Source organism: Rossellomorea vietnamensis, assembly GCF_008180615.1.
Lineage (GTDB): Bacteria > Bacillota > Bacilli > Bacillales > Bacillaceae_B > Rossellomorea > Rossellomorea vietnamensis_D.
Genome location: NZ_VTEH01000004.1, coordinates 174,924 through 201,328, shown reverse-complemented (window position 1 = coordinate 201,328; position 26,405 = coordinate 174,924). Strand labels below are relative to the sequence as shown.

The following is a 26,405-nucleotide window of genomic DNA, read 5'->3' as shown; positions in this document are numbered from 1 at the left end:
TGTAAACGCCATGGCCCAACCAGCCAGGCTATTTTCTGAAGAGACAAAGAAGGGGTCTTGCACTTATACTCTTCGGGTTGATTGTCCCCGAATAGCTAATAAGTCCGTTCCACTAGTAAGGGCCCTCAGGCGCTGTAACTTGATAAGCATAACATGGGTGCTGGTTATCCACATTGGATAATGTACAAAACTTCTTTAGCGTAAAAAAACGGCGAAAAGGAAGCTTCCTTTTCGCCGTTTTGGCAACATTACATATTGATGTATTTACGAGGGTTAACCGCGTTGGATTTACTGTTATTCCATGGTCCTGCATGCAATTCGAAATGAAGATGCTGCCCAAAGGAGTAACCTGTATTACCCATTGTACCGATTCTTTGCCCTTTTTCAACAAACTGTCCACTGCTCACGCCTGCCCCTGACATATGGGCATACACAGTCGTAAACATTTGGCCGTTGATGGAGTGCGTCATATATACCACGTTTCCATAGCTGGAGCTGTAATGGCTTTTGATTACATATCCATCAGCAGCTGCAACAATAGGAACATTGCCGCCTGCTGCAATATCTGTACCGTAGTGGAAACGAGGCTTGCCATTCAGCATATCATGACCGAATTCAGTTGTGATATAACCTGCTGAAGGCCTGGTCCATCTGCTTTCTGAAACTGGAGCAGTCTGTACAGGCGCAGGTGTTGCAGCTGTTGAACTGCCGCTGCTGCTGCCGCCGGAACTTTTTTGTGCCGCTTGTTGAGCTGCCTGCTGTGCCGCCAGCCTTTCTGCTTCTGCTTTACGCTGTGCTTCCAGTTGTTTCTGGCGCTCAATTTCTTTCTGGCGTGCAAGTTCAGCAAGTCTTGCTTGCTCAGCTTGGATTTGGCCGCCGATTTCTTTCTCCATTTCTTCAAGCTCATTTGCATGAGCCACGAGCTCAGTCTTTTCGACTTTCAGTTGAGACTGCTCTTTCTCTAATTGCTTGAACAGCTCATTCTTCTGGCCTTTTTGGCTTTCCAAGTCTTTCTTAAGAGACACAAGCTTTGCTTTGGCGCCTTCCAGCTGTGCCAGCTTGTCCTCTACCTCGGCCTGCTTTTTTTCAAGAGAAGCCTGGTCAGCCTGCTGCTCTTCAATGATTTTCTTATCCGCGCTTACAATCGCATTGACAGCTGTGATGCGGTTAATGAAATCCCCGAAGCTTTCCGCTCCAAGCAAAACGTCCATATAGCTCGCAGAACCGCCTTTTTCCTGCATGGAACGCGCACGTTCTTTAAGAAGCTCATTTCTCTCGGCAATTTTTTTCTTCAGTTCTTCTATCTCAGCTTTTAGCTTTTCAATCTCTTCATTTGTTTTTGCGATTTCTGCTGTTTTTTCTTTTATTCGATCTTCTGTATCACGCGTTTTATTATCCAGTTCTGCAATTTCGTTTTTGATTTTTTCCTGACGGGAAATATTATTAGAGATCTCGCTTTCTTTTTTATCGATCTCTTGATTAACATTTTCTTTCTTGCTCTTGACCTCTTCTTGTTTATTCTTCAAATCTGAAACTGAAGAATGAGCACTGGCAGTACTGCCAGTAGTTTGAAGACCCCCGATTGTTAGTGTTGCAGCAATTGATAAAGTGAGTAATGTTTTCCTTTTCAAGCGACATGCTCCTTTCGGTTCTCTCAACCTTTTAAACTCTCAAAAACTTTCTGACGGACATAAAGCTTCCCCAGGCACCGATCAGGCAGCCCATAAGGATGATCAGGAAGTTTACCTGATATATGAACGGGGTATAATCCAGTATCTGAATAAAATGATTTCGCAATTTTGGTTCAATGAACTGATGGGCGTAATAATATCCAGATGATACTACTGCTATCGGTACAATAGAGCCGAGAATTCCCAGCCACAGACCTTCTAATATAAACGGCCAGCGGACAAACCAGTTTGTAGCGCCGACAAGCTTCATGATTTCTATCTCTTTTCGACGTGCAATGATTGTTATCTTAATTGTATTGGAAATTAAGAACATTGCGGTGAAAAGAAGTCCGATTATCAATACCAAACCAACATTGCGACTCATTTGCAGAAAGCTGAATAGTCTTTCAATCTTTGCTTCACCGTATAAGGCATCATTAACATTTTCAAAGCCTTTAATTGTATTGGCAATCCTTTGTGTTTCCACCGGATTGACCGCTTTTACAACATACACATCGTATAAGGGATTATCCTGTTCAAACAGACTAAATTCTTCCCCCATATCTTCCATTAAGTTTCTCAACTCATTTTCTTTAGAGGAAAATTCAATGCTGTCTATTCCATTAATCTGCTCTATCTTTGTCTGTAATTCTTCAACTTGCGCCTGCTCTGTACCTATGTCTACAAGAACCCTCACTTCAACATCTTTCTCGATATCCGAAGCGAGTTTATTCATATTGAGCATCAGCACTACGAACACACCCACAAGCAGCAGCGTGACTGTAACGGCACTGACCGAGGCAAAAGTCATCCAGCCATTACGCCCGAGGCTTTTTAAACTTTCACGAAAGTGCCTTACAATGGTTCTAGGCTTCATAACCGTAGTCACCTCGCTGTTCGTCCCGGACAATTCTGCCATTTTCTATGGCAATTACCCGGTGCTTGATTGTATTTACTATTTCACGGTTATGTGTCGCCATTACTACGGTAGTTCCCTGTGTATTGATTTCTTCAAAGACATTCATGATTTCCCATGAAGTTTCAGGATCAAGGTTACCCGTCGGCTCATCCGCGATGATTAAGTGCGGCTTGTTGACGATCGAGCGTGCAAGTGAAACCCTTTGCTGTTCTCCGCCGGACAATTCATCCGGAAACATCCTTGCTTTATGTTTCAGCCTTACAAGATCAAGGACTTCCATAACGCGCTTCTGGATGTTTTTTGGAGTTTCCTCTATAACTTCAAGAGCGAATGCGATATTTTCAAAGACTGTTAGAGAAGGCAGGAGCTTGAAATCCTGGAAGACCACACCGATGTTCCTTCTTAAGTACGGAACCCGCTTGTTTTTAAGCTTGACCAAGTCAATGCCGTTAACCTCGATCTCCCCTTTTGTCGCCCTTTCTTCCCTGTACATCATTTTGATGAAGGTCGACTTGCCAGCCCCGCTCGGTCCAACTACATAAACGAATTCACCTTGTTTAATATGTACATCGAATCCGTTTGCAGCCATAATTCCATTCGGGTACTGCTTATATACGTCTTTCATTTTGATCATTTTTAAACCACCCAAGTTAAACATTTATAGTGTTCTAGCGAAGATGTTATTTTTCACATGGATTAGAAAATAAACTATAAGAATATAATGTAGAAAAAACTCGAAATAAAAAGTTTCTAAAAGTATTATAACATCATTGCCTAGGAAGTTAAGGATAATTTATATTACAGTTTGATATCAAATAGTTAAGGAATTGGGTTTTTTGGTCGGAATTACAATGGGAAATTTTAACGAAATTAAGAGAATGAGGAAGATTTATTATAGGAGAATATCACTATATGATTTTTATGTTGATTTTCGCGATAGTCAGCCCGCAATGCTTAAAGGCTGATGTTGTCGGAATATAAGAGGAATATTTTATTGATATAAAGTGAAAGAGAGGGAATTTCTCTTAGTAATTACCCTCGGCAGAAAAGCCTTAAACCATAAAGATGCTGTTTTTAATAAAAATTTACTTGCTTTTGATTAGATTTTATCTTTTATTATAAAGGGGTTTTTCGTAAACTTTGTGGCTATGTGGTATTAACTTGGAAAGATAGCGCCATAGTGATTCAATCTAAAAAACGATGAGAATTTATGGAGGTGGATTTACCTCGGCCGGGAGTGTGCTATTTCCGTTTGTGATTTGTATGATGTTGGGCTTACTTTGGTCGGGAGTTGAATGTTTTTTGCTATTGCAGACGGGATTTCATCAAGACATATGTGAAGGAAGTTAGCGTGATTTGGAATCCCGCATTTCCTTCAAGGTACATTCAATTGAGAGACTAACTATGTTTCAGGTTGTACGGCCCAAAAATTCTTTAAAAAAGGAAAAGGGCTGCTTCCTCTAATTAGAGAGCAGCCTTTTAATATTTTCCGAAAGCAGCAATACTTGCGAAATCAGGCTTATCAAAAAAAGAAAGCCCGAAGACTCTCTTTTCTCTCTTATTATTTCCTATTCGCTAGCCATTCAGCAACCGCTTCTGCTTCGGCGCCTTCAATAATATTTTTCGGCATTGAGCCTTTACCATTTTGTATGACTGATAGAATTTCATCTTCACTTAATTCAGAGCCGATGTTTTTCAAAGCTGGGCCCATCCCACCTGACAGGTCGCCGCCGTGGCAGCTGGAGCACTTCTGATTAACAATTTTTTCTGGATCAATGTCATTTCCAAGTGCACTATCAGCAGCTTCCTGCGGATTGTTAGCATCACTGGCTTCTTCCGAAACATTGTCACCGTTGTCTCCACAAGCTCCTAATACCAAGGTCGAACCCAGCAAAAAAGCCATTAATGTCTTTTTCATAATAATTCCTCCCCGAGTGAGAAATGAATTTCCTCTCATACCTTATTATACCAGGATTACGCCCTTTTAAAACCTTCTCCCAGAACCTCGGAGGCGTCCATAGTCACGACGAATGCAGACGGGTCAATGCTTTTGACCAGTTGTTTCAATCTTGTGAACTCTCTTTGATCGACTACTACCATGAGGATCGGACGCTCATCATCTGTATATCCGCCGTATGCAGATAGTTTTGTCACTCCACGGTCAATTTTATTCAGGATGCCTTCCCGGATTTCTTCCTGGCGGTTGGTGATGATCAACGCCATTTTGGAACGGCCGAATCCGACTTGGACCAGGTCAATGGTTTTACTTGTAACATACAAACCGATCAGGGCGTACAACCCTCTTTCGATATCAAAAACAATAGCCGCTGCCAACACGATCATTCCATCTATTATTGCTACACATGTACCGAGTGTCAGCCCGGAATATTTGTTGATGATCTGTGCAGCCAAATCGGTGCCGCCTGTTGAAGCTTTTCCTCTAAATACCGTTCCAAGCCCCAGGCCAACCCCGATTCCTCCAAAAAGTGCCCCGAGAAGCGGATCCATCGTCCAAGCTTCCCAATCTTCTGTCAGATAAACGACGAACGGAAGGAAGATGGTTCCTAAAGCGGTTTTGAAGCCAAACTGATACCCCAGGAAAATTAGTCCCGCAATAAACAGAGGAACGTTGAAGGCCCACTGAACAAAGGCCGGTTTCCAGTCAAAGACTGCTTTTGTAATAGTGGAAATCCCGCTCACGCCTCCGGATGCCACTTCATTCGGGAGTAAAAATACGTTGAAGGCAATCCCGACGATTGCCGATCCAACAAGTACATAAACATATTCCAAAAACTTATGAAGCCCGGGATTATAATGATTCCCTCGGCGTCTTCTTTCCTTCTTTCCCATCTCAGTCAATCTCCTTTGATGTAGTAGTAGTTAGTATAGCCAACAACCTTGAATTCACTTATAGACAATTGGGTTTTAGCACTTTAAAGCACGAATAGGGACTGTCCCTCTTTGCACTTTAAAGCGTTAAAGCGCTCATTTGTTTCACAGTCAACGGTTGTCGGCCTTGTCGCTTATGCTTCAGCCTTTGAGAGTATAGCATGAGGGATAGGTACTGTAAATATTGTCACTTTAACGTGTTAATGCATCACCGCGCGAGAAGGACTGTCCCTTCTAGCAATTAGGTAGCTAAGTACCCCATTAGGTAAATGTTCCGAAGAGAATTCAGGAGATCTTCCCTTTTATTCGATTCGCGTTATTAAACCCCGTGAGGCTGGGCGCTGCAGCTGGTTTCAAACCGGACATCCAGTTCTCAGTTCAAATGTTTTATATCTCCATTCACAAAAAACCTTCCTTATTAATAAGGAAGGTTTGGGTGTTGAACTGATTTAGTTTATGCGGGAACGAAGATAGGCATCGATAAAGTTATTGATGTCTCCGTCCATGACCGCTTGCACGTTCCCCACTTCTGTATTGGTACGGTGGTCCTTAACCATCGAGTAAGGGTGGAATACATATGAACGGATCTGGCTTCCCCAGCCGATCTCTTTTTGCTCGCCTCGGATTTCCAGCATCTCCTGCTCCTGCTCTTCAATCCGTCTCTGATAGAGCTTCGCTTTTAGCATTTTCATTGCCTGCTCACGGTTTTTGATCTGAGAACGTTCAGATTGGCACGTCACGACAACTCCAGTCGGCTGGTGAGTGATACGCACAGCAGAGTCAGTCGTGTTGATATGCTGTCCGCCGGCACCGCTCGCACGGTACGTGTCAATCTTAAGATCCTCGGTACGGATTTCAATCTCGATTTCTTCATTGAACTCCGGCATTACTTCACAAGACACAAATGAAGTATGGCGGCGGCCTGATGAATCAAACGGTGAGATCCTGACAAGGCGGTGGACACCTTTTTCAGCTTTCAGGTAACCATACGCATTATGGCCTTTGATGAGAAGGGTCACACTTTTGATTCCCGCTTCATCTCCAGGAAGGTAATCCAGTGTCTCCACCTTGAATCCCTTTTTCTCTCCCCAGCGCTGGTACATACGAAGCAGCATTGAGCCCCAATCCTGTGATTCTGTTCCGCCCGCACCTGGGTGGAGTTCGAGGATTGCGTTGTTTTTATCATGAGGTTCGCTCAGCAGAAGCTGAAGTTCATATTCATTCAAACGTTTGTTTAAATCAATTGTCTCTTCCACCAGTTCTTCCTGGAGCTCTGCATCGTTTTCCTCTTTGACAAGTTCCAGCGTCACTTCAAGATTTTCCTGCATCTCCTGCATATCTCTATATTCATTAACAAGTTCTTTCAATCCGTTCGCTTCGTTGATGACACCCTGGGCTGACTGCTGGTCATTCCAAAAGTCCGGCTGCAGCATGACTTCATCCAATTCAGCTATGCGCGCTTCTTTGTTCTCGAGGTCAAAGAGACCCCCTGAAGTCCGCAAGTTTCCTAGCTGTATTTTCCAATTGTGATTTCACTTCAAAAAGTTCCATCAAATTCACCTCTGTTTAATTAGTAAGCATAAGTTTTATTATAACGTTTATTTCATGGTATTAGCAAAGTTTCATGGTTGTTCTTTATGTAAAAAACTACCTGACACTCTTTTGGCTGTAGAGATATCAGGTAGTTTTTTAAAGACTCTATTCTTACGTATTGTTGTTCTGGGATACAATTTCAAGGCGTACGACTCCGAGGGGCCTGCGCCCAGTAAAGTACTGCAAAATTAGGCAGCCGCCGCTCACAATAAGTCCCTCTTCAAAAGAAAGCAGAATTTCAAATGTAAATTAGAATCTACTCTACTTTCCCATGACAGTTTTTAAATTTCTGTCCGCTTCCGCAAGGACATGGATCATTCCGTCCGATATCTTCTGCTTTGCGTACAGGCTGTTTCTTCTTGGTTTTCCCGCTGGTATCCTCTTTTGGATTGACTGCCTGGCCTTTTGCGACTTCCTGGCGCTGAAGGTTGTTGCGGATTTCGGCTTTCATCACATAGCGGGCAGCATCTTCCTCGATGGCAACCACCATGTTTTCGAACATCGCGAATCCTTCATGCTGATACTCACGAAGCGGATCTGTCTGGCCATAGGCACGCAGGTGGATACCCTGGCGGAGGTGATCCATTGCATCGATATGGTCGATCCATTTAGTATCAACGGCACGAAGAAGGACTACTTTTTCAAACTCGCGCATCTGCTCAGATGTCAGCTCTTCTTCTTTTTGGTTATATCTTTCTTGAACCTTCGCATAGATCAGTTCAATAATGGCTTCAGGCTCTTTGCCTTTCAAGTCAGCTTCCGTAATGTCACCCTCTTGCAGGAGAGTTGCATTGATGTAATCAACCATGCCTTTGAGGTTCCACTTTTCTTCCTCTTCGATAATCGGCGCATGTGCCTCCACCGAACGGGCAATGACCGATTTGATCATAGACTCGACGATTTCACGAAGATTTTCAGAATCAAGCACTTCGAAACGCTGTTTGTAGATGATTTCACGCTGCTGGCGAAGAACGTCATCATAAGATAGAAGCTGTTTACGGGCATCAAAGTTGTTACCCTCAACACGTTTCTGCGCAGATTCAACCGCTCTGCTGACCATCTTGCTCTGGATCGGCTGGTCATCTGCCATGCCCAGGCGTTCCATCATGGATTTCATGTTATCGGAACCAAAGCGGCGCATCAATTCATCTTCCATTGAAAGGTAGAACTGAGTCACACCCGGGTCACCCTGACGTCCGGAACGGCCTCGAAGCTGATTATCGATACGGCGGGATTCATGGCGTTCTGTACCGATGACGGCTAAACCGCCAAGGCCAAGGACTCCCTCTCCCAGCTTGATATCCGTACCACGGCCGGCCATGTTCGTCGCTATGGTCACTGAGCCGCGCTGACCTGCTTCCAAGATGATTTCCGCTTCACGTTCATGGTTTTTCGCATTCAATACGTTGTGGCGCACGCCTTTTTTCGTCAAAAGCCTTGAGATTAACTCGGACGTTTCAACGGCAACCGTACCAACCAGCACCGGCTGGCCTTTATGATAGCGCTCTGCGATTTCTTCCACCACAGCACGGTACTTGCCTTCCATGGAAGCGAAAATTAAATCAGGACGGTCATCACGGGCAATCGGTTTGTTCGTCGGAATCACGACTACATTCATGTTATAGATGTTACGGAATTCTTCTTCTTCCGTTTTTGCTGTACCAGTCATCCCGGAAAGCTTTTCATACATACGGAAAAAGTTCTGGAATGTGATGGTTGCCATTGTCATGCTTTCGTTTTGGATTTCCACGCCTTCCTTGGCTTCAATCGCCTGGTGAAGGCCGTCACTGTAACGGCGTCCTTTCATTAAACGGCCGGTGAAGGAATCGACAATGACAATTTCATCGTCCTGGACAACATAGTCAACATCCTTGTGCATGCTGACATGGGCCTTCAAGCCTTGAAGAATATGGTGATTCAGTGTGACATGAGACAAATCGAAGAGATTTTCGATATTGAAGGCTTTTTCCACCTTCGTGATTCCTTCTTCTGTCAATTGAACACCTTTTGTTTTTTCATCGTAAGTAAAATCGGTTTCTTTGCTCAGCATACGGACCACCGCATTCGCCTGCATGTAAAGCTGAGTCGATTTCTGTGCCTGCCCTGAGATGATCAGCGGTGTACGTGCTTCATCAACCAGGATGGAATCCACTTCATCGATGACGGCAAAGTGAAGCGGGCGCTGCACCATTTGATTTTTATAAAGAACCATATTGTCACGCAGATAGTCAAAGCCAAGCTCATTGTTCGTGCTGTAAGTAACATCAGCCTCATAAGCTTCACGCTTCTCTTCTTTCGACAAGGAGTTCAGGTTAAGGCCGACAGAAAGACCAAGGAAGTTATATAACTTCCCCATTTCCTCGGCGTCACGGCTGGCAAGGTATTCATTGACCGTGACAACGTGAACGCCTTTGCCCGTCAAAGCGTTCAGGTAGACAGGCATCGTGGATGTCAGTGTCTTACCTTCACCTGTTTTCATCTCGGAGATGTTCCCCTCGTGAAGGGAAGCCCCACCCATGAGCTGCACGCGGTAAGGATAAAGACCAAGGACGCGCTTTGCTGCTTCACGGACAACCGCAAACGCTTCGACAAGCATACTGTCCAGGGGCTCGCCATCCTGGTAGCGCTTCTTGAACTCTTCTGTTTTTTGGCGGATGCCGTCATCAGACAGCTTGGCCATATCCGGACCAAGAGCCTCGATCTGGTCTGCATACTTCTCCAGTTTTTTCAGCTCGCGTTTGTTGGGGTCGAACACTTTATTCAAAATTCCAATCATCTATGAGCGCTCCTTCTAGTCGAAATAGTATTGTAAAAAAGCTGCATAGACCTGCAGCCAGTGAATTAATTGTTATATCAAAAGGCAGAGTATACTGCCGTCACAAACCGGATAAATCTTCACTAGTAATTCTTCTCTATTTAAGTGCAAAATCCTTTAATAAAAAAACGCAATATTCCCTATTAATATTACCACTATCGCGAAGTAGTGACAACAACCGGCAAAGCAGTGGGATTTTAATGCTGTGAAGCGCGAAAAGGGACTGTCCCTTGCAGCTCTTTAAAGCATTAAAGCATTTAAATAAAAACAGCGGCGCACGGGTTTCCGTACGCCACTATTCATAGGACTTCAGTTATTAAGGATCGAGTTCGCTTTTTCGCTTGTTTCACCCATCAATTCCGCTATCGAATGGTTGTCGTTTGTTAAGCATTCAACAGTAGCACTCATTTCTTCAAGACTTGCAGAAGACTGTTCGATGATCGCTGCCAATTCAGCTGTCGATCCCTGAGTTTTTTCCGACTGGGAACTGACTTCTTCTGACAGCTGCAGAAGGGTTCCTACGTGTTCCTGCAGGTTGGCGAAAACAAGCGACGTCTGGCCGAATGAATTGGTCACATGCTTGGTGGACTCAATGCCTTTCGTTATGAAGTCACTGCTTGTTTTAACTTTTAAAAGAGCTTCATCATTGTTTTGGTTCAGTTTCACTAAATTATCGTTGATTCGGTCTGTTGTCCGGCTGCTCATCTCAGCAAGCTTTCGAATTTCCTCGGCCACAACGGCAAAGCCTTTCCCCGCTTCACCTGCACGTGCGGCTTCGATGGAAGCATTGAGAGCAAGAAGGTTTGTTTGATCGGTGATTGCTTTAATCGTTCCTGTAAAGGTATTGGTTTCCTTGATGGTTTCGGTAAGGACAGAAAAGGTTTCATTCAGCTCTGTGACCAAAACAGCAAGCTCCTGGATATCCTCGTTCAGCTCAGTTGTTTTCTCTTCACTGTCTGAAATATGGCGGTTGGCTTTATCTGTTTCTTCTTGCAGCTGTCCTGAAACAGAATGCAAGTGCTCCATCGAACTCTTCGTATTGAGCGCATTCTCAGTAATGTCCGTGATTTGCTCCGTTTGCACCTGGCTTCCGGAGGCTACTTCACTGATGGCCGTTTTCATTTCTTCCTGTGAAGCAAGGTTTGTCTGCACCTGCTGATTTACTGCAGATAAATCTCCAATGATACCGCTCACCTTTTCTTCAAGAGTCAGTTTGAGATCTTTTTGCCTCTCCGCCTCTTCCTCGGCCGTCATCATCATTTCCTGCAGCTTTTCATCCTGCTTCACGTTGAGGAAAATCATCACTCCCAACATGACACCGCTCAGCACATACGCCAGCAGAGCAGTCGGAATGAAACTCTCCATTAAAGTTGTTTTTTCAATAAGAGTAAAATTGGTGATCAATATGGCCAGCCCTAACAGGTACCCTATGCCAAAAACGGCCTTGTTAAAATGAAGCGCAGAGATTAGCCCGAGCACAAAAATGACCGGTACCATATCCCAGGCAGGAGTCAGGATAAAAAGTGCCGAGAACGTAAATGCCTGGATGACAACGATGCTTACTAAAGGAAACAGCCTGTACTTCTTTACTACAAATTGAAAAGTGATAAAAATAAGAGTGAAAACGACCGACTCTGTCAAATATAACAGGGTTTTAGAAAATTCCCCTGACAACGCCGATGAACTCCCCGCTGCCACCAGCGAAACTAAAAACGTAATAAACATGAGAAGATTTTTCTTTTTCACATCGCCCAATCTAAGCTGCTCTACTGCATTCATAAAATATTCCTACTTTCTTACAAAATGTAAAATAATTGCTTAACTTATATATCGACGCTTTCGACAAAATCTTTACATTGTGCTTTGGAGAAAATATGAACGCTTTAAAGCACTAAAAGGGACTGTCCCTTCTAATGCTCTAAAGCACTAAAAGGGACTGTCCCTTTTCACACGGTGACGCTGTGATGTATTAAACTACTGCGGCCAGCAGGATTTTCTTCATTTCCTTCGACCTTCTGGAAATGCTGTTGGCGGATACGCCAAACGCTTCGGCCAGGTCTTTCTGCAGATAGTCCTTTTTTAAGTCGGTATCCGCTTTGATGACTTCTACGATCGAAGCTGAATAGATTTGCGGGTTGCGGATTTTCGGAGACTCGCTCTCGAAGTATTGAGTCAGCAGTTTTGCAGCTTTTTCAATGCTTTTCGGCGCTTCTCCCTGTTCCTTCAAGAAGGATTGCATGGATTCAACCGCTTCAGTATAAGCAGGGTTATCAACGCTCTCCTTCTCTTCTGTTTCAGTCACAGGCTCCGTCTCAACCGCTCTTTGCTCTCCCTTTCCTGTGAAGAGGTAGAAACAATGATCGGCCAAATAAAGATAATCTGACACAAGATATTCTTCGACAGAATCTTTTCCGGCTTCTCTCATCTTTTCAATCATGGCATCCCTGCAGATTTCGGCAATCCCCGGATACACAAAGTACTGCGCAAACGGAAGATAAGTGGTTCCGTTTTGCAGAAGGATCCCAATAAAGAAGCAGCCTTCAACAATTTCCGAGTTGGCTCCTTTAACATTGAATGTCTCACCTTCGACGGTATCCTGGATCACAAGCTCTGAACCCTTGGCGGATGTCACTATGCCGGCTGCAAGACGCGGAGTTTTCCACATCTCGAGGCTTGCCAGCGTTTGCGGCCTTCCGACAGTCTTGCTTTGTTTTTCAACAAACTGCTCGGCAAGCGTCAAACCCTCTTCAAGCTTTTCCGTCACTCCATACCAGCTGAGGAAAGCCATTTCGAATATATCCTGGTCCTTCTTCATCATCTTCATTTTGGAAAAATAATCCTGATAGTCATTTTCAAGCTTTTCGCTATTATGTACGGCGATGAAGTCATAAAGCTGCGCCTGAAGGACTTCCAATTCTCCCAGCACTAAACCATCAATATTCACAGCTGCGTTTCTTCCACAGCATTTTTTGAATTTTTTACCGCTTCCGCACTCACACGGTTCGTTTCGTCCGATCGTTTTCATTATGTACCTCCTGTTGTTGCTTACTTGCTAGTACGTTCTTGAAATAAGGCTGTTTTCGCATATATTGTTGCTTTCGGAAAAATCCCAAGAGCCGGATTTTTCCCCAGATACTAAGAGTTTTATCTCTTATCGGGGAGAGCAGCTCTTTTCTTTTCGGTCTAACCAGATTTTCCGCCTCTTAATATGGTTACTTTTTCGGAATTAGTATCGAATAGCAACAAAGTTTACAAAAAGAGCCTAAAATAAACACTCAAACTTCTATTATAGTGAACTTTCTTCTTTTTATAAACTAATTGTTTAGGTGAAAAATTCTTCCAACAGAAAACCGCCGCCTAAAATTGTCTTTAGGCGGCTTTGCAATTACTCTTCTTCCCGGCGATTCGTATCTTCAAGGACTCCGATTTCTTTTGTTAGCTGATCAATTTTCCCTTCCAGTTCATGAATAAGCGAGGAGGTTTGAGCTGGATCGCCTGCTGAATGCAACGTATTGATCATGAGTTGAAAAATACTGTTTTCCATTTGAGACAACTCATCAGACAGCCCCTCTCCCTCATCCTTCTTTATCTCTTCTCGCAAATCATGCATTTCCTCCGCCTGTGTATCTAACTGACTTCTTAATGCTTCATTTTCTTTTTGAAGAAGACTGTTCTCGTCATTTAAAGCCACTATTTTTACTGTAAGTTCATTGTTTTCTGACTGCTTCTCCATTAAGGTTCGTATGTTTTCTTCCTGCTCCTTCACTTGACCTGACAAAGCAGCATTTTCTTCTTGAAACTTTTCTATCTGTTCTTCGAGAGCTGCACCGTGCTCAACATCTTTCTTAAGAAGTTCTAAAGATTCTTCGCCTTTCTGAATTTGCTTGATCAATTCTGCCTTTTCTTCCTTAAGATTCTTTATAGTCTTAGCAGAATTCTCTTGTACCCTTTGGAATTTAACCCGCAGCTCTTCCGCATCTTTAAGGTACTCCTCAGCTTCCGCTCTTTTCTCTTGAACAGTTTCATTAAGCCCATGAAGCTTCTTCTCTAATATCTCAGCCAATGCTTTATAATGTTCGCGCTCTTTCCCGGCCGCATCTGCCACCTGTTTGTGGGCTTTATTGGCTTTTTCCAGGTCCTCCGCCTGTTTAGTCAGCTTGACCTTCAAAACATTTCTTTCGTCTTCCACCTCTTTAAGGTCACGCTTCAAAGCTTCATTTTCAAAGAGCACCGCTTTCCTCTCTGAAGTTTGCTTTGAGATAAGCTCTTCTGTCTCTGCCTGCATTTCATCCAATTTCGCCAGCAGTTCTTTGTTCTTCTGTTGCAGGTCCTCCTCATGCGCAGCAGAGCGTGCTGCTTCTTCCTTAACAGACTCTAATTCCAACAAGAGGCCCTCATGCTCGCTTTGAAAATCATCCAACTCTTCTCTCAGCTTTTGAATCACCTTCACATGCTCTTGATGCTTTTCTTTGAATTCATTTTCGGATCGAGCAGCCCTTTTCTCCGACTCTCTAACGCTGTTTAACTCATTCGTCAGTTCCTCTTTCTGCCCCATAAGTTCCTGATTTATCTTTTTAAGCTCTTCAATCTTCGAATAGTCATATTCACTCTGAAAATCTTCCAATATATTTTTATGTTTAACAAGCTCCGCTTTATAATGAATGATCATCTGCTGAAGCTGAAAAACATCCTGGCTGACTAATGTATCCAATTCAGGTGTTCTACGTTTCAAATCTGCAACCTCCTACGGCACCCGGCCGGCTTTTACATTATCTATATGTACCATGGAGGGATTGGTGCCTAGATAGAAGATATGTCACAATCGGAAGTTCCTATCCTACACTTCTTTCGGTAAAACTTGATACTCCTTAACATTGAGAAGAGGCTGTTAAATGGCCAATTAATCTTTTATAAAAAACTGAACAGGACCGGGCAGTGAGCCTCTCAAGAGGGGTAAAAAGGAAGTTAATCTCTCGGCTCACTTCTGCTCTTTCAAAAAAAATCTCAGCCAGTTATCCAGCTGAGACATTAATTGTCCTCTTAATTTATCTATTGGGCCCATACTAATATTAGTGACTTTCTTCTTCCAGGCTACTAATTAGAAAGAGAAGCTTATCTGGTTGTTTCCTGCAAATTGATCTTTTCCTTCATTAAAATAAGCAAAACCGCTCACATTGATTTCAGTTTTCTCTATCGGTTCTGTAAAAAACATTTTAAATGAATAGGTCAAGGACTCATTGGGGGGAATCTTAACCTCCTGAATGGGAGTAATCCAATACTCCCCCTTTTCTTTAATTCTCCTTTGCCAATCCGAATACACATACTTCCATCCTTTTTCTCCCCCGCTGCTGCTATGAGTAGCTAGAACGTCAATCATTTTTTCCGGTATTGCCTGGCCTTGTATCTGCATATAATTAGCCGGACTTACCTTTAAGCATAAAACCGGTTTTCCCAAAGGTGTTGTTCCCGTATTTTTTACAATCATTTCAGCAAATATTAAATATTCCTTATCTTCCTTATGAGCTTTTGGCGGAATCACATTGTATGCCATAAAAACATCAGCTTTATTTATTACTAAACTCGTCACTTTCTCCTTGGCAGGTTCCTTTTGTTTCTGCGGCTGTATTTTTTGGGAGTCCGCTACCTCATTCACATTAGTCTTTTGAGATGGATTTGTCACAGAACTTAGCCAGTTTTTGATCATTTCACTGGGCATGAAAGAAAAAAGCTGGTTTTGATCACTTTGTTTATGGAAACGGATCATTATTCTCGATAACGCAGTAATTAGTTTCTCCTTCGCTTGACTGTTTTTTGTGCCTGCTGGTAATTCCCAAGCCACAATAATTTTCTCCCCAGTACCTTCTTTTGAAGTGTACTCCTTCATTTCGTAGTTGATTTTCGATTTGTTGAACTCTTGGAGAAGAAGGTTTTTCAATCTTTCATTAGAACCCATCGGAAATGACACCTTCACGGAATCATCAGTTACACCCGTTCTTTCAAAAGCCCTGATGCTAATCTTGGTTGGTGACTCTGCATCTGCCTGTAGATCAATGCCGCTGCTCTTTAAAATTGTTGTTAACTTTTCATAGACTTCTTTATTAAGGTCATTTTTTATTATGTTTTCTAGAATCAGATGATCCCTGTGCTTCTTATGATAAACTTCCAGCTTTCTTTCTGAATTAACCACATCCCTATTAAGTCCATGCCGTTCACAGAACAGGCCGAATGCTGCAAGAGATTCATAAGACAGCTCCCCTAGCTTTTCTCCTTCAAAAAAAATTGACCAATACATACTTCACCTCTGTAGGTTTTTGGCTTCATAGTAAATATATTCATTTAGAGGATGAATATGAACACAAACCTATTTACAAAAAAAGGCTATTTATCTATTACCAGTCCTATGTCCGTCACATAGGATACTAATGAAACAACAACTCTCGAAAGGATGATTTGAATGAAGCAAATCAGAGGTTCACAATTGAACCCCAATAATGTCCAGCTGGAATGTATCCGGGTACCGAAAGTTTATGACTGGGTATTCGATGCTCTAAGCCCGGATACTAATGTTACAGTTCCACCTGAATGTGCAGTGGCCATTGCAGCAGCCGTCGCAGAAGGCCGTACACCATTAACTGTTGAGTGTGAAGCACCGACAGTAGGCGGATTTTTCCCGCTGGATCACACTCCCGATCCAACTGGAAATGTTTCTTGCGTAGTTTCCGCTAATATTGTAAGAAATGATGACCTGGCAGAGGGTTTAGGCATAATAAAAGTGATCATTACTGTAAGACCGTTGATTACAGTAATGGATGATACAGGGGCTACTATCTGTTCATTTAGACCTACTATATCTACTTCCCGCCAACTTGTAGTTTGTATCCCTGAAGAGTTAACAAACGATAACGCAATGTGTCGTGTTATTTCGTTAGGCTGTGATGTTAACTATAATGAATTTGCTAATCCTGATTTAGGTCTGCAAGTCACGCTGGATATTTGCTTCGATGTTCAAATTGAAGCGGAAGTAAAGTTGGAAATCGAAGGGAAATTCTGCTTCCCGCGTGCAAACGATATCGAGATTCCTACTAATGGCTTCTGTCCGCCGTTTGAATACCCGCAGCAGTGTCCTACGGTATTCCCAGAGCCTAACTGTGAGTGTCAAGGTGATGTATCTGCTATGGATACTAACGTTGCAATAACGGTGGGTGGTACACCAACAACTAACCCACTTAACACTGCTACCATTAATGCGACTATATGTGATAACTGTAACCTAGACTACAGTTCCCTTGTGTTTAACTTCTTAGATCAAAGGGTACTTGTTGATCCTACGCTTAATAGAAGCTTTATGTTTGTTGCAGACCCTAATGAATTCGAACCTGAAACTTTTGTTTGTACACCTACTACCTTGACAGTGTCTGGTGAAGGAACATTCATGCCTACTGTGGGTGCTGATGATCCAAATGCAACCTTCACATTATTGTTAGATGCAGCTGCAAACGAGTACACATTTACAGTAACTTCCACCTCAGGAGTTTATGCAATTGGACCTGTTATGGTAGAAGAAGATGAACTTACTGTCACAAACTGCGTAACTTTCGATGAAATTAACAACGGTTAATAACCATCTCCATGCTCAATAAAAAGAAGGGGCAACCCTTCTTTTTATTGCCTTATAAAACCTATCACTTTGATAAAAAACCCACATATTATGAATAAAGCCATGATAAAGGTGGGTTAATCATGACACAGGCGGATTTTCAATTGAATGAGGAGCAACTTCTTCAGGTTCAAACCATTGAAACCAAAATCTCCACTTACAAACATTTAGCTCAAACAGAACATATCAGGTTGAAAAACCTTCAAGACCAATATGGCCGGTTAAAAAATGATCTGGTTTTTCATTTCAAAATCGACAGTATGAAACAACAGCTGCAACCTTCATTACAATTTTTAGCGATACTGAAAACAAATGCTTCTGATTATCCTCGTGTTCAAGTCGAACTAAAAAAAGTTCAACAGGAAAAGCTGGAGTTAAGTACAAAACACAGTATTCTTCAAAAAAACCACTTTATAAACCAGATTCAAAACAATAAAAAAAATCAAAATCTCTATACTATCAATTCACTTCTTCAGAAAAAAATAAAGCAATATAAGTCCCTGAATTTCAATAAATTGAAGTTCAACCATGAAATAGCTAAGCTATCCGAGTTCCTGAATGGCATAGAGAAGCACAAGGATGACTCTCTTAATTTTCAAGAGGAATTTATTAAAGAACAGAAGGCCATTAAAATTTCTCTATATGAAAGCAGTTCTATACTAAAGCCTCATGAAGAAGAGCAAAATCTTCTATTAACCGAGGATATCAGCCCTTCCATAAATACATCTAAAAAAAATAACCACCCGAAAAAAAGGAGGTGGTTCCAAATGGGATGGAACCTATGGAATGATTCAAAAGAAGAGGAGTATTTAGATACGATTGAATCATTGAAGAACCGAAACAAGGATTTATCCGAAGGAATTAATCAATATGAAGCTTTACTTCAAAAGGTGCACACCTACCTTCAGAACCGCGAGCAGATTGAACAAGGCACTAGTAAGGATATAAAAAAGATTTTAGAAAACCTGGAAGGATTCATCAGGAGAGAAGAGGATCTTACCTCTAAGCTCTCATCAATTGAAGCAGAATTAAAAAAAGTCAAAGCGGATAACCAAAATTTGCAATCTCATAAAACAGAATTAAATCGTATAATCCAGATGCTCGAATCTAAGGAAGAAAACTACAAAAGCCAGATCACCCGCTTGAACAAACAAAATTCTCAGCAAAAGAAGAAGCGTCAAAATCAAATGAAAAATGAACAGCAAATGGAACGAAACCCTAACGAACATTTTCAAAAGATGCTGGGGAAAACCCGTGAACAAAATAGTAACATAAGAAACCAAAGACCTTCCCCCAACTTAAATCAAAAAAAGACAACATCTGCGAAGGATGCCTATCCTTTTCAAAATGTAAAAGGGGCGACCGTTTTTAACCCCCTAAAATACTCTCAAAACCCTTATAAATAATATTAGGAGTGAAAAATCCATGACACCTGATCAAATCAGCAAGGCTTACGGAATCAATAAAACCAAAGCAGCTGCAAAAAAACGGACTGTGAAATCATCCAGTCCATCCTCAAGAGTTAGACCTGCAACCAGTTCCCCCAGAAAAGGCGGCTGCTGCGGCAAAAAAGCTAGATAATATTATCTTGATAAAACAAACGGTTATATCCGGCATGATAAAACACTGTCAAAGGGAATTTCCTTTTGAAGCTTGCGGTCTTCTATCCGGAAAGAACGGTAAGGTACTAACACTTTGGAAAATGAAAAATATGAAAAAAAGCAAAACAGAATTTGCTATAGATATCGAGGAAATGAAGAGAACTTTCAAAAAGATGAAACAGAAAGGGGAAGAATTTAATGGCATCTACCATTCACATCCTTCGGCAGCGCCTTTCCCTTCAAAAACGGACATAAAATACGCTTCGTATCCAGAAGCAGCTTATTTTATCCTGTCCCTAAAAGGAAAGGAACCTGCCGTCAGATGCTACTCCATTAAAGGCAGGAGAGCCCTTCCCATTTCTGTAAGAGCATTTTAATTATTCATTAAGTCTGAACAAGTGCATCAATCAGTGCACTTGTTTTTATTTTTTTCATATTTATGTATAAAGGGTTCCATTCAAATGGAGGTTAGGCTTATGCAAACTGACGATTACAAGCAAAAAAGAGAAAAGCTTCAACAGAAATTAAAACAGTTAAAATTTGCAGTTGAAATAGTGAAAATTAACCTTTCGCAACAAGATCATTCACATCATTTAACCCAAAGGCTGAAATATCAAATAAATAAAAAGGAGAAGACGATTGCTCAACAGGCGGCAGAACTGGCTGACTATAAAAAAGTACTTGCTCAAAAAGAAGCAGAACTGGAAGAAGCAACCAAATCCAATGCATATCTTGAAGAAAGACTAAAACTCTATACGATCGAAGCAGAAGCGTACGAGGAAATAAATTCAACTCTTTTTAAAGAGATCGAGTCCCTAAGTGATGAATTTTCTTATACACCTAAAGGTGAGGCGGTTAACCGCTCGAAAGAAAAGCAAACAAGTAAAACAGAGTCACATGATGTAATGAAATTAATTGAGCAGTTGCACTTGTATGGTGAGCAGGTTGAGAAAAGCGAACAGACAATCCATGAGCTAGAAACGCACCTTGAAGAATTAACAGAAGAGATAGCACAGTTAAAGCAACAATTAATGGGGTAATCCTTCTATCTATGTTCCTGCCCCTTTAGCCTTTTCTTAGGTGAGTATAAGCTAAAATGGGACAAGCTAGACATCTCAACTATCGTTCTCAAACAGCAAAAGAGGCTATCTAAACGACAGCCTTCCCCCTTTATCTCCCCTGCTTCTTCATAAACTCCAGAACATCGAGGTCAATACTTCCCTCATGCTCCCTCATCTCAAAGTTCTCGGTATGAAGATAATCCCGCAGGGCCTGACTCACAGTCTTGTCGGCTTTCATATAGCCATGGCGCTCCAATTCGGCCTTCAGCTCTTCTTGCACAGAGCCTTCCACCGGAACAATCCTTCCCTGCTTAGACGCTGCAAAATAAAGCTGATGAAGGTTGAAAATCCTGATTAACTCCTTAATCGGATCAGGATGATCATCTACCCTTAAATCAATCAAGCGGTCATTAAATCCGCCGTATCCGCCTGCTTCCTTGACGACATAGATGGCCGCCGACTGCTTACCGCGTGAGTCACCTCCAGCTTCCTGGCCAGCATCCAGCGCTTTCAGCAAGCGTTCAGCCAAGGTGCCCTCCGCTTCAGTAAAAGTTTCACCCATCGCTTCAACTGTCCGCTGGTCAACAAGGATATTTCCCTGAGCGGCAAAATGTTCCCCCGTCATGCCGCCTGCCCAATCATAGCAGCCTTCTCCTGTGAAAGTGGCCGCATTGCCCTGAGCATCGATCAACCCAACCTGACGCAAATGCCTTTCCGGATCATCCTTCATAATAAGTTCCAACGCTTCTTCTGCTGTTTTCCCTTCTTCCATGAGCTGCAAAGCCTGTGGACCGTAAGCTGTATTTGCATAAGATTGTGTCGCAACCGCTCCCGCACCTGCCCGGGCGAACGGCACCACTGCCCCAACCCCAATGAACTTCGATTGAACAGCGATCCCCCACTCTTTCTCTTTTGGATCAAACCCGACGATACTGAATGTCATGCTCGTTTCCTCCCTGATAAATATTCTATTAGACTAATTTCGACACACGAAGGATAAATCCTTTTTTCTTAATACAGTAGGTATCGGTAGATTTCCGCTTCAGGTGTACGACTCCAATCAACCGAGACTGTAATTGAGTCAACCTTTTCATTGAAAAGCAACCTTCTTACTCTGCACAATACTTTCTCTCTATGAACCTGTAAATTGCGCAGTGCAAACTTCGACAATCAGGTAATTCAGTCGATTCTTTTTAAAACTACCTATGTGAATTGAAGATTTGCTCTGCGGCTGAAAGTCTCTCTTACGCGGCTCTGTTTAAGAGGCCCACTGAATGGTTTTCCCCAGCAATTTAATTCCACTGAAAATTTTAAGAAATAAGGGGAGAATTTCCGCTTATTTCTTAAAAAGAACAAAAAATAGATAAATTAAACGGATTAATTCCGCTTATTTGCTTGAAAAATGTGAATTTGGTTCATTTCGGTGTACTTAAGCGGAAAAATTCCGTTTATTCACCTCATATCGAGCTCTATTCCGAAGCTTAACCGGAAAATTTCCGCTTATTTTAAATAGGCTGTTTTCGCATATATTGATGCTTTCGGAAAAACCCCTGGAGTCGGATTTTCCCCCGGATACTAAGAGTTTTATCTCTTATCGGGGAAGAGCAGCTCTTTACTTTTCGATATCACCGTACTTTTCTTTATTGGTATTGATATTTCTTCGGAATTAGTATCAAATAGCAACAAAGTTTAGGAAAAGAGACTTTAAATAAGTTCATCCATGTCCTTTACAGACTATACTCCTGCCAAAAAAAGGAAGGAAGTGATACGGAAACCAGCTTATAAGCTCTCTGGAAGTCCCAGCATATCCAGAGGTTTTCAGGGCTATAAAAAAAAACACCCTGCAGTAAACCTGCAGGGAGCTCATTTCACCATTAAGTTGTTTCAATCAAACCGTATTTACCGTCTCTTCGTTTGTAAACAATGTTGGTCGCATTTGTTTCAGCATCTGTGAAGATGAAGAAACTGTGGCCGAGAAGGTCCATTTGAAGAATCGCTTCTTCGCTGTCCATCGGCTTCAGGTTAAATTGCTTTGTTCTTACGACTTCGTTAGGAACATCGGATTCATCTTCCTGAGCTTTTTCATTGAGCTGTTCTGTAGTCAAACCTTCTTGAGCGGCGAAGAATTCTTTCGGGCTTCCTTTTTCACGCATTTTGCGGTTTACTTTAGTTTTGTGTTTTCGGATTTGACGCTCCAATTTATCTACGATCAGGTCAATTGCTGCGTACATATCATCGTGGCGTTCCTCAGCCCGCAGTACTAAGTGCGGCATCGGGATTGTCACTTCGACCTTTGTCTTCTTATCAGGATAAACCTTCAAGTTAACATTTACGTCAGCATCAGGAGTTTCATTGAAGTAACGATTCATCTTATCAATCTTATTCTCCAGATGTTCGCGAATCGCTGGAGTTACCTCAATGTTCTCGCCTCGAATGTTGTAGTTCAACATGTAAACTCCTCCTTTTAGATAAAGCTATGTTTATATATTTCTCTATTCCCTTCAATATTCCTTCTTAATCTTTCTAAAAATTTTGACAACTTTTCGAAAATCGTGTAGAAGACTGTCAGGACTGGGTTTCGAGAAATATATTTCTATTATTATTTTCTCATGATTATGCTTTTTGTAAGCATATTATTAATGAATTATTTGTGAATTAATTCACAATTTCTTCATTCGACATATTTCGGGTGGTGACTGTCACGCCCCCGAAGTAGACATTTCTCCAACCCAAATTCTGCCTCCTCACTCCCATTCGACAAATTCCGGGGCGTGACAGTCACCAAGCGACGTTTTTCGTCAAAAAAAGAAAGAATTACCAAGATTTTTAGACTATTTTGTCTAATTTTCTATTGCTGTACTAAAGTGGTACTTTTATACTAAAAAGACAGCATGTTTTACCAAAGGAGTGGTATCTTGTCATCTTCGCAGATTTCCATTAAAAATAATAACCAGTCCGTACATAAGAATTCTAAAATAACAGAGCTGGTATATTTCAAGCTTCTTTTTGAGCATTCACCCGATATCATTTTACATTTTGATTGCAATGGGAATTTATTAAATATAAATAAAGCCACTACCTGCCTAACCGGACATCATTTTCCTGATCAGAATCCATCTCTTACCGATTTTACTCCGGATGAATTGAAAGGCCGGGTAAGGAGCCACTTTCAAGCTGCCTTGAATGGTAATATAGAGAACTTTTCTTCCCAGGCTTACCATAAAGATGGACATCTTTTAAACTTGGATATTACCTATATCCCTATTAAGGAGAACACAGAAACAGCAGGGGTTTATGCGATTATCCATGAAGTATCAGATAAAATCGCCCTTCAGTCCGCACTCGAGACGAAAGATGAAGAAATGGAACAGGTTTCCCAAGCTCTGGAGGCAGCGATCTGGTCCTACGATAATCTTACAAAATCCGTAACCTTCTGTACCCAGGGAATTAACTTCATTGCCGAAATGGAAGCAGAGGAATTTATAAAAAGAAAAACCAAATGGAGAGAATTAGTTTACCTAGATGACCTGAAAAAGTTTGATGAAGACCGAAACCCTTTGAAATATGGTGAAACAATCTGCCATCGATACCGCATTATCACCCCTTCTGGAAAAATAAAATGGCTGAATGATAAAATCATCCCCATCAAAGATGATAATGATAGGATTATCCGGTATCACGGCATTATCACCGATATCACCAAAGATAAAGAACTGGGAGACCGGGTAGAGCATCTTCTTCACCATGATTCCCTGACCGCTTTGCCTAACCGGAAGACTCTTGAAACGGAAATGACCTCTCTCATCAAACAGAATGCGGAATTCGCCATGATCTACGTTGATCTTAACCGTTTCAAATATATGAACGAAACACTGGGTCCAGTCATAGGAGATGAAATTCTGGAAGAGGCTGCACGCAGACTGAAAAGATTTCAGGAAAGGGGAATTTTCGTCTCCCGATTTTCAAATGATGACTTTGTGCTATTGTTAAAGGAATTTGGCACTTTGACCAATGTATCCAGCTTGTGCAAAGAGATCATCGACTGCCTCAAGGATCCTTATGAAATCAAGGAATTTGAACTGCTTCTGACCATATCGGTTGGAGTCAGCCTCTATCCCTCCGATTCAAACGGAATCACCGAGCTTTTTCAAAATAGTATCGCAGCAATGAACAGGGCAAAAGAAAACGGCAGGAACTCTTTCCATATCTTTTCTCCGGAAAACAGTATTGATGCTTACAAACGTTTCGTCTTGGAAAAAGACTTTAGACTTGCCTTGATGAGGGAGGAACTGCAGCTCTTCTTTCAGCCACAAGTCGATTCCCGCCAGAATCAGATAGTTGGAGCAGAAGCACTTCTGCGCTGGGAACATTCCGAGTGGGGAATCGTTTCACCTAATGAATTTATCCCATATGCAGAAGAAAATGGCTTTATCATACCAGTCGGCGAATGGGTTCTTGAAAAAGCCTGTCAAACTCTGGAGGAATGGAGAAAGCGAGGGATTCCCCTTGTACCGATTTCAATCAATCTTTCTCCGCAGCACTTTCTTGTCAAAGATTTAAAAACCAGCCTCCTCTCCGTTTTGGAAAAGTATCAGATACCGCCAAGACTGATTAGGCTGGAAATAACAGAAGCCGTCTTTCTTCAACAAGCTCAGATCGTGAAGCAGACCATAGAAGAATTGAGAGAAAGCGGAATGAAAATCCTCATAGATGATTTTGGAACAGGATACACGTCATTCGCTTATCTGAAGGACCTGACCGTCGACGGGATTAAAATTGACCGCTCATACACGAAGAGCCTGGCTCATGATCCGAAAAGCAGGGCCATCATTAAGAACCTGGCAAACCTGTCCGCTGACTTAAATATGTCAGCCACAATCGAGGGAATCGAAACGGAAAAACAACTGAAATTCCTTCATGAAATTCATTGTCATTTGATACAGGGATACATCTATAGCAAGCCAGTGTCAGAAACTGAATTCGAGTCCATGCTTAAGGGCAGTACCATCAAGCCAATCTCAACCTCTACCAAAAACCTTAAACAAACTCCTTGCGGCCACTTCCGATTTCAGCCGCCGGTTCCGCTGCAAGGCTATGTGACGATCTCCAGTATGAATAAAAAGACCGTCACGACTGGTAAAACTCGAGTCCCTATCACCGACATAGGTCCGGGAGGATTGGCGTTCATCTCTCATATTCAATTTCCGGAAAACAAGGATATCCTCCTTCACTTCTCAATGAAAATACTTGGAGAAGAAGTAGTCCTCACCGGAAAAATTGTCTGGAAAGAAGAATTCGACGATGAATTTTGCCGGTATGGAGTGGAATTCCAGGTGTCTGAAATCGACAGGGAATCCCTGAGTGAAACCCTAACTTCACTCTCGATGGCGTTCAAGAGAGACGGTACTCCCCTGAATACTGAATTGATAGAGAAAGATTTGTTTTCTTTTTTGAAGGACGGGAAGCATTGAGTAACAATAGGCACTGCCTTGCACCTATCTATTGAATGAACATTTTAAATAATGCTTATTCAATAGATATAAAGCACCTCCTTTTTGTGGAGGAATGCTTTTATAAATAATGATATCAGTAAAATACTGATCTAAAAAGCTCATATTATGGCAATTTTTTTAGATATTTATCGAATTTTATTGAATAAAAATTCCTAATATTATATTATTGAATTAGTTTAAATAGTCTATTGACAAAATTGAAAAAGGCAAACTTATCGAAAGGTAAGGACGCAAAGCCACGGGTCTAAAGTGACAGAAACCATGACAGCCGGGCTGCCAAAAAGTTTTGTGATAAATAAATGTTATGGATTGCTTACATGTCCATTTCCTTTCTATTTATCCACCTTCTTTTTGGTGGATTTTTTTATTGCCTGTAAAAGGAGGAAATCCGGCAAGCTGAATAATTGATATTGTTGGAAATCAATATAGAAAGGAAAGTGGTTATACCATGACGGTTTTATTTGGTTCTGTTGAATATTTTGAAAGAGAGTTAAACGATTATCTAGCCCATCAGGAGTTAAGTCATTTATCTATTGGTCAGAAATTAGAAGTGACCTATGCCACGGTAAAAGAGGATATTGCCCATAACTTCATCTGCAGTGACTCCTTTCGTGAAGAGTGCCTGAACAATCTAATTAAAGCTTACAATAAGGTTAGCCTCTCTTTATGTGTCCCTAATTGATTGTG

20 protein-coding genes and 1 riboswitch are annotated in these 26,405 nt (G+C 41.8%); of the genes, 7 read left to right on the top strand and 13 right to left on the bottom strand.

What is annotated here, in order from left to right; translation table 11 throughout:
* Positions 1–248: 248 nt before the first annotated feature.
* From FZC79_RS08045 to FZC79_RS07995, 11 genes are all read right to left on the bottom strand, one after another.
* Positions 249–1,631, bottom strand: a complete 1,383-nt coding sequence (locus FZC79_RS08045; protein ID WP_148946295.1) for a murein hydrolase activator EnvC family protein — start codon at positions 1,629–1,631, stop codon at positions 249–251.
* A gap of 31 nt (positions 1,632–1,662) precedes the next feature.
* Positions 1,663–2,547: a permease-like cell division protein FtsX gene (gene ftsX, locus FZC79_RS08040; protein WP_148946294.1), complete on the bottom strand. Its 885-nt coding sequence runs from the start codon at positions 2,545–2,547 to the stop codon at positions 1,663–1,665.
* A complete protein-coding gene (ftsE, locus tag FZC79_RS08035) occupies positions 2,537–3,223 on the bottom strand; it encodes a cell division ATP-binding protein FtsE (protein ID WP_148946293.1) in 687 nt (228 codons plus the stop codon). The genes ftsX and ftsE overlap by 11 nt, the downstream gene beginning before the upstream one ends.
* Positions 3,224–4,150: 927 nt before the next feature.
* Positions 4,151–4,507 (bottom strand): cytochrome c551, encoded by a 357-nt coding sequence (gene cccB / locus FZC79_RS08030; RefSeq protein ID WP_148946292.1) that lies wholly within the window; start codon positions 4,505–4,507, stop codon positions 4,151–4,153.
* Between the two features lie 56 nt (positions 4,508–4,563).
* A complete protein-coding gene (locus tag FZC79_RS08025) occupies positions 4,564–5,439 on the bottom strand; it encodes a YitT family protein (protein ID WP_148946291.1) in 876 nt (291 codons plus the stop codon).
* A 488-nt stretch (positions 5,440–5,927) separates the two neighbouring features.
* A protein-coding gene (prfB, locus tag FZC79_RS08020) for a peptide chain release factor 2 (protein WP_148946290.1) occupies positions 5,928–7,029 on the bottom strand; the annotation gives its coding sequence in 2 pieces (ribosomal slippage) (positions 5,928–6,956 and positions 6,958–7,029; 1,101 coding nt in all).
* A 298-nt stretch (positions 7,030–7,327) separates the two neighbouring features.
* The gene (gene secA / locus FZC79_RS08015) at positions 7,328–9,847 is read right to left on the bottom strand and encodes a preprotein translocase subunit SecA (protein ID WP_148946289.1); all 2,520 of its coding nucleotides are present in this window, start codon (positions 9,845–9,847) and stop codon (positions 7,328–7,330) included.
* Positions 9,848–10,195: 348 nt separating this feature from the next.
* Positions 10,196–11,665, bottom strand: a complete 1,470-nt coding sequence (locus tag FZC79_RS08010) for a methyl-accepting chemotaxis protein (protein ID WP_148946288.1) — start codon at positions 11,663–11,665, stop codon at positions 10,196–10,198.
* Positions 11,666–11,855: 190 nt separating this feature from the next.
* The gene (locus tag FZC79_RS08005) at positions 11,856–12,911 is read right to left on the bottom strand and encodes a YecA family protein (RefSeq protein ID WP_148946287.1); all 1,056 of its coding nucleotides are present in this window, start codon (positions 12,909–12,911) and stop codon (positions 11,856–11,858) included.
* Between the two features lie 360 nt (positions 12,912–13,271).
* On the bottom strand, positions 13,272–14,618 hold the full coding sequence (locus FZC79_RS08000; RefSeq protein WP_148946286.1) for a hypothetical protein: 1,347 nt from the start codon (positions 14,616–14,618) through the stop codon (positions 13,272–13,274).
* A gap of 366 nt (positions 14,619–14,984) precedes the next feature.
* On the bottom strand, positions 14,985–16,178 hold the full coding sequence (locus tag FZC79_RS07995; RefSeq protein ID WP_148946285.1) for a hypothetical protein: 1,194 nt from the start codon (positions 16,176–16,178) through the stop codon (positions 14,985–14,987).
* A gap of 162 nt (positions 16,179–16,340) precedes the next feature.
* Here FZC79_RS07995 and FZC79_RS07990 point away from each other — a divergent pair, with 162 nt between their 5' ends.
* The 5 genes from FZC79_RS07990 (at position 16,341) to FZC79_RS07975 (ending at position 20,184) form a co-directional block, all read left to right on the top strand.
* The gene (locus FZC79_RS07990; protein WP_148946284.1) at positions 16,341–17,504 is read left to right on the top strand and encodes a hypothetical protein; all 1,164 of its coding nucleotides are present in this window, start codon (positions 16,341–16,343) and stop codon (positions 17,502–17,504) included.
* 122 nt (positions 17,505–17,626) lie between these two features.
* Positions 17,627–18,949, top strand: coding sequence for a hypothetical protein (locus FZC79_RS07985; RefSeq protein ID WP_148946283.1), 1,323 nt, complete (start codon positions 17,627–17,629; stop codon positions 18,947–18,949).
* 19 nt (positions 18,950–18,968) lie between these two features.
* Positions 18,969–19,124 (top strand): hypothetical protein, encoded by a 156-nt coding sequence (locus FZC79_RS23025; protein WP_187442692.1) that lies wholly within the window; start codon positions 18,969–18,971, stop codon positions 19,122–19,124.
* Between the two features lie 7 nt (positions 19,125–19,131).
* Entirely contained in the window at positions 19,132–19,521 is a 390-nt protein-coding gene (locus FZC79_RS07980; RefSeq protein ID WP_286365360.1) for a M67 family metallopeptidase, read from the top strand.
* Between the two features lie 99 nt (positions 19,522–19,620).
* The gene (locus FZC79_RS07975; protein WP_148946281.1) at positions 19,621–20,184 is read left to right on the top strand and encodes a hypothetical protein; all 564 of its coding nucleotides are present in this window, start codon (positions 19,621–19,623) and stop codon (positions 20,182–20,184) included.
* A gap of 130 nt (positions 20,185–20,314) precedes the next feature.
* Here the strand turns inward: FZC79_RS07975 and FZC79_RS07970 are convergent, their stop codons facing one another.
* Positions 20,315–21,148 (bottom strand): DUF1028 domain-containing protein, encoded by an 834-nt coding sequence (locus tag FZC79_RS07970; RefSeq protein WP_148946280.1) that lies wholly within the window; start codon positions 21,146–21,148, stop codon positions 20,315–20,317.
* A gap of 931 nt (positions 21,149–22,079) precedes the next feature.
* Positions 22,080–22,655, bottom strand: coding sequence for a ribosome hibernation-promoting factor, HPF/YfiA family (gene hpf, locus FZC79_RS07965; RefSeq protein ID WP_148946279.1), 576 nt, complete (start codon positions 22,653–22,655; stop codon positions 22,080–22,082).
* Between the two features lie 465 nt (positions 22,656–23,120).
* Here hpf and FZC79_RS07960 point away from each other — a divergent pair, with 465 nt between their 5' ends.
* Both FZC79_RS07960 and FZC79_RS07955 read left to right on the top strand, forming a co-directional pair.
* A complete protein-coding gene (locus tag FZC79_RS07960; protein WP_187442691.1) occupies positions 23,121–25,676 on the top strand; it encodes an EAL domain-containing protein in 2,556 nt (851 codons plus the stop codon).
* 237 nt (positions 25,677–25,913) lie between these two features.
* Positions 25,914–25,999: riboswitch (cyclic di-GMP riboswitch) on the top strand.
* Between the two features lie 167 nt (positions 26,000–26,166).
* On the top strand, positions 26,167–26,400 hold the full coding sequence (locus tag FZC79_RS07955; RefSeq protein WP_148946277.1) for a hypothetical protein: 234 nt from the start codon (positions 26,167–26,169) through the stop codon (positions 26,398–26,400).
* Positions 26,401–26,405: the final 5 nt, after the last annotated feature.

Coding starts and splice junctions, on each gene's coding strand:
- secA (WP_148946289.1), bottom strand. CDS start 9,847: ATGATTGGAATTTTGAATAAAGTGTTCGACCCCAACAAACGCGAGCTG.
- FZC79_RS08025 (WP_148946291.1), bottom strand. CDS start 5,439: ATGGGAAAGAAGGAAAGAAGACGCCGAGGGAATCATTATAATCCCGGG.
- FZC79_RS08010 (WP_148946288.1), bottom strand. CDS start 11,665: ATGAATGCAGTAGAGCAGCTTAGATTGGGCGATGTGAAAAAGAAAAAT.
- FZC79_RS07995 (WP_148946285.1), bottom strand. CDS start 16,178: ATGTATTGGTCAATTTTTTTTGAAGGAGAAAAGCTAGGGGAGCTGTCT.
- FZC79_RS07975 (WP_148946281.1), top strand. CDS start 19,621: ATGCAAACTGACGATTACAAGCAAAAAAGAGAAAAGCTTCAACAGAAA.
- FZC79_RS23025 (WP_187442692.1), top strand. CDS start 18,969: ATGACACCTGATCAAATCAGCAAGGCTTACGGAATCAATAAAACCAAA.
- FZC79_RS07990 (WP_148946284.1), top strand. CDS start 16,341: ATGAAGCAAATCAGAGGTTCACAATTGAACCCCAATAATGTCCAGCTG.
- ftsX (WP_148946294.1), bottom strand. CDS start 2,547: ATGAAGCCTAGAACCATTGTAAGGCACTTTCGTGAAAGTTTAAAAAGC.
- FZC79_RS07955 (WP_148946277.1), top strand. CDS start 26,167: ATGACGGTTTTATTTGGTTCTGTTGAATATTTTGAAAGAGAGTTAAAC.
- FZC79_RS07985 (WP_148946283.1), top strand. CDS start 17,627: ATGACACAGGCGGATTTTCAATTGAATGAGGAGCAACTTCTTCAGGTT.
- FZC79_RS08005 (WP_148946287.1), bottom strand. CDS start 12,911: ATGAAAACGATCGGACGAAACGAACCGTGTGAGTGCGGAAGCGGTAAA.
- ftsE (WP_148946293.1), bottom strand. CDS start 3,223: ATGATCAAAATGAAAGACGTATATAAGCAGTACCCGAATGGAATTATG.
- hpf (WP_148946279.1), bottom strand. CDS start 22,655: ATGTTGAACTACAACATTCGAGGCGAGAACATTGAGGTAACTCCAGCG.
- cccB (WP_148946292.1), bottom strand. CDS start 4,507: ATGAAAAAGACATTAATGGCTTTTTTGCTGGGTTCGACCTTGGTATTA.
- FZC79_RS07970 (WP_148946280.1), bottom strand. CDS start 21,148: ATGACATTCAGTATCGTCGGGTTTGATCCAAAAGAGAAAGAGTGGGGG.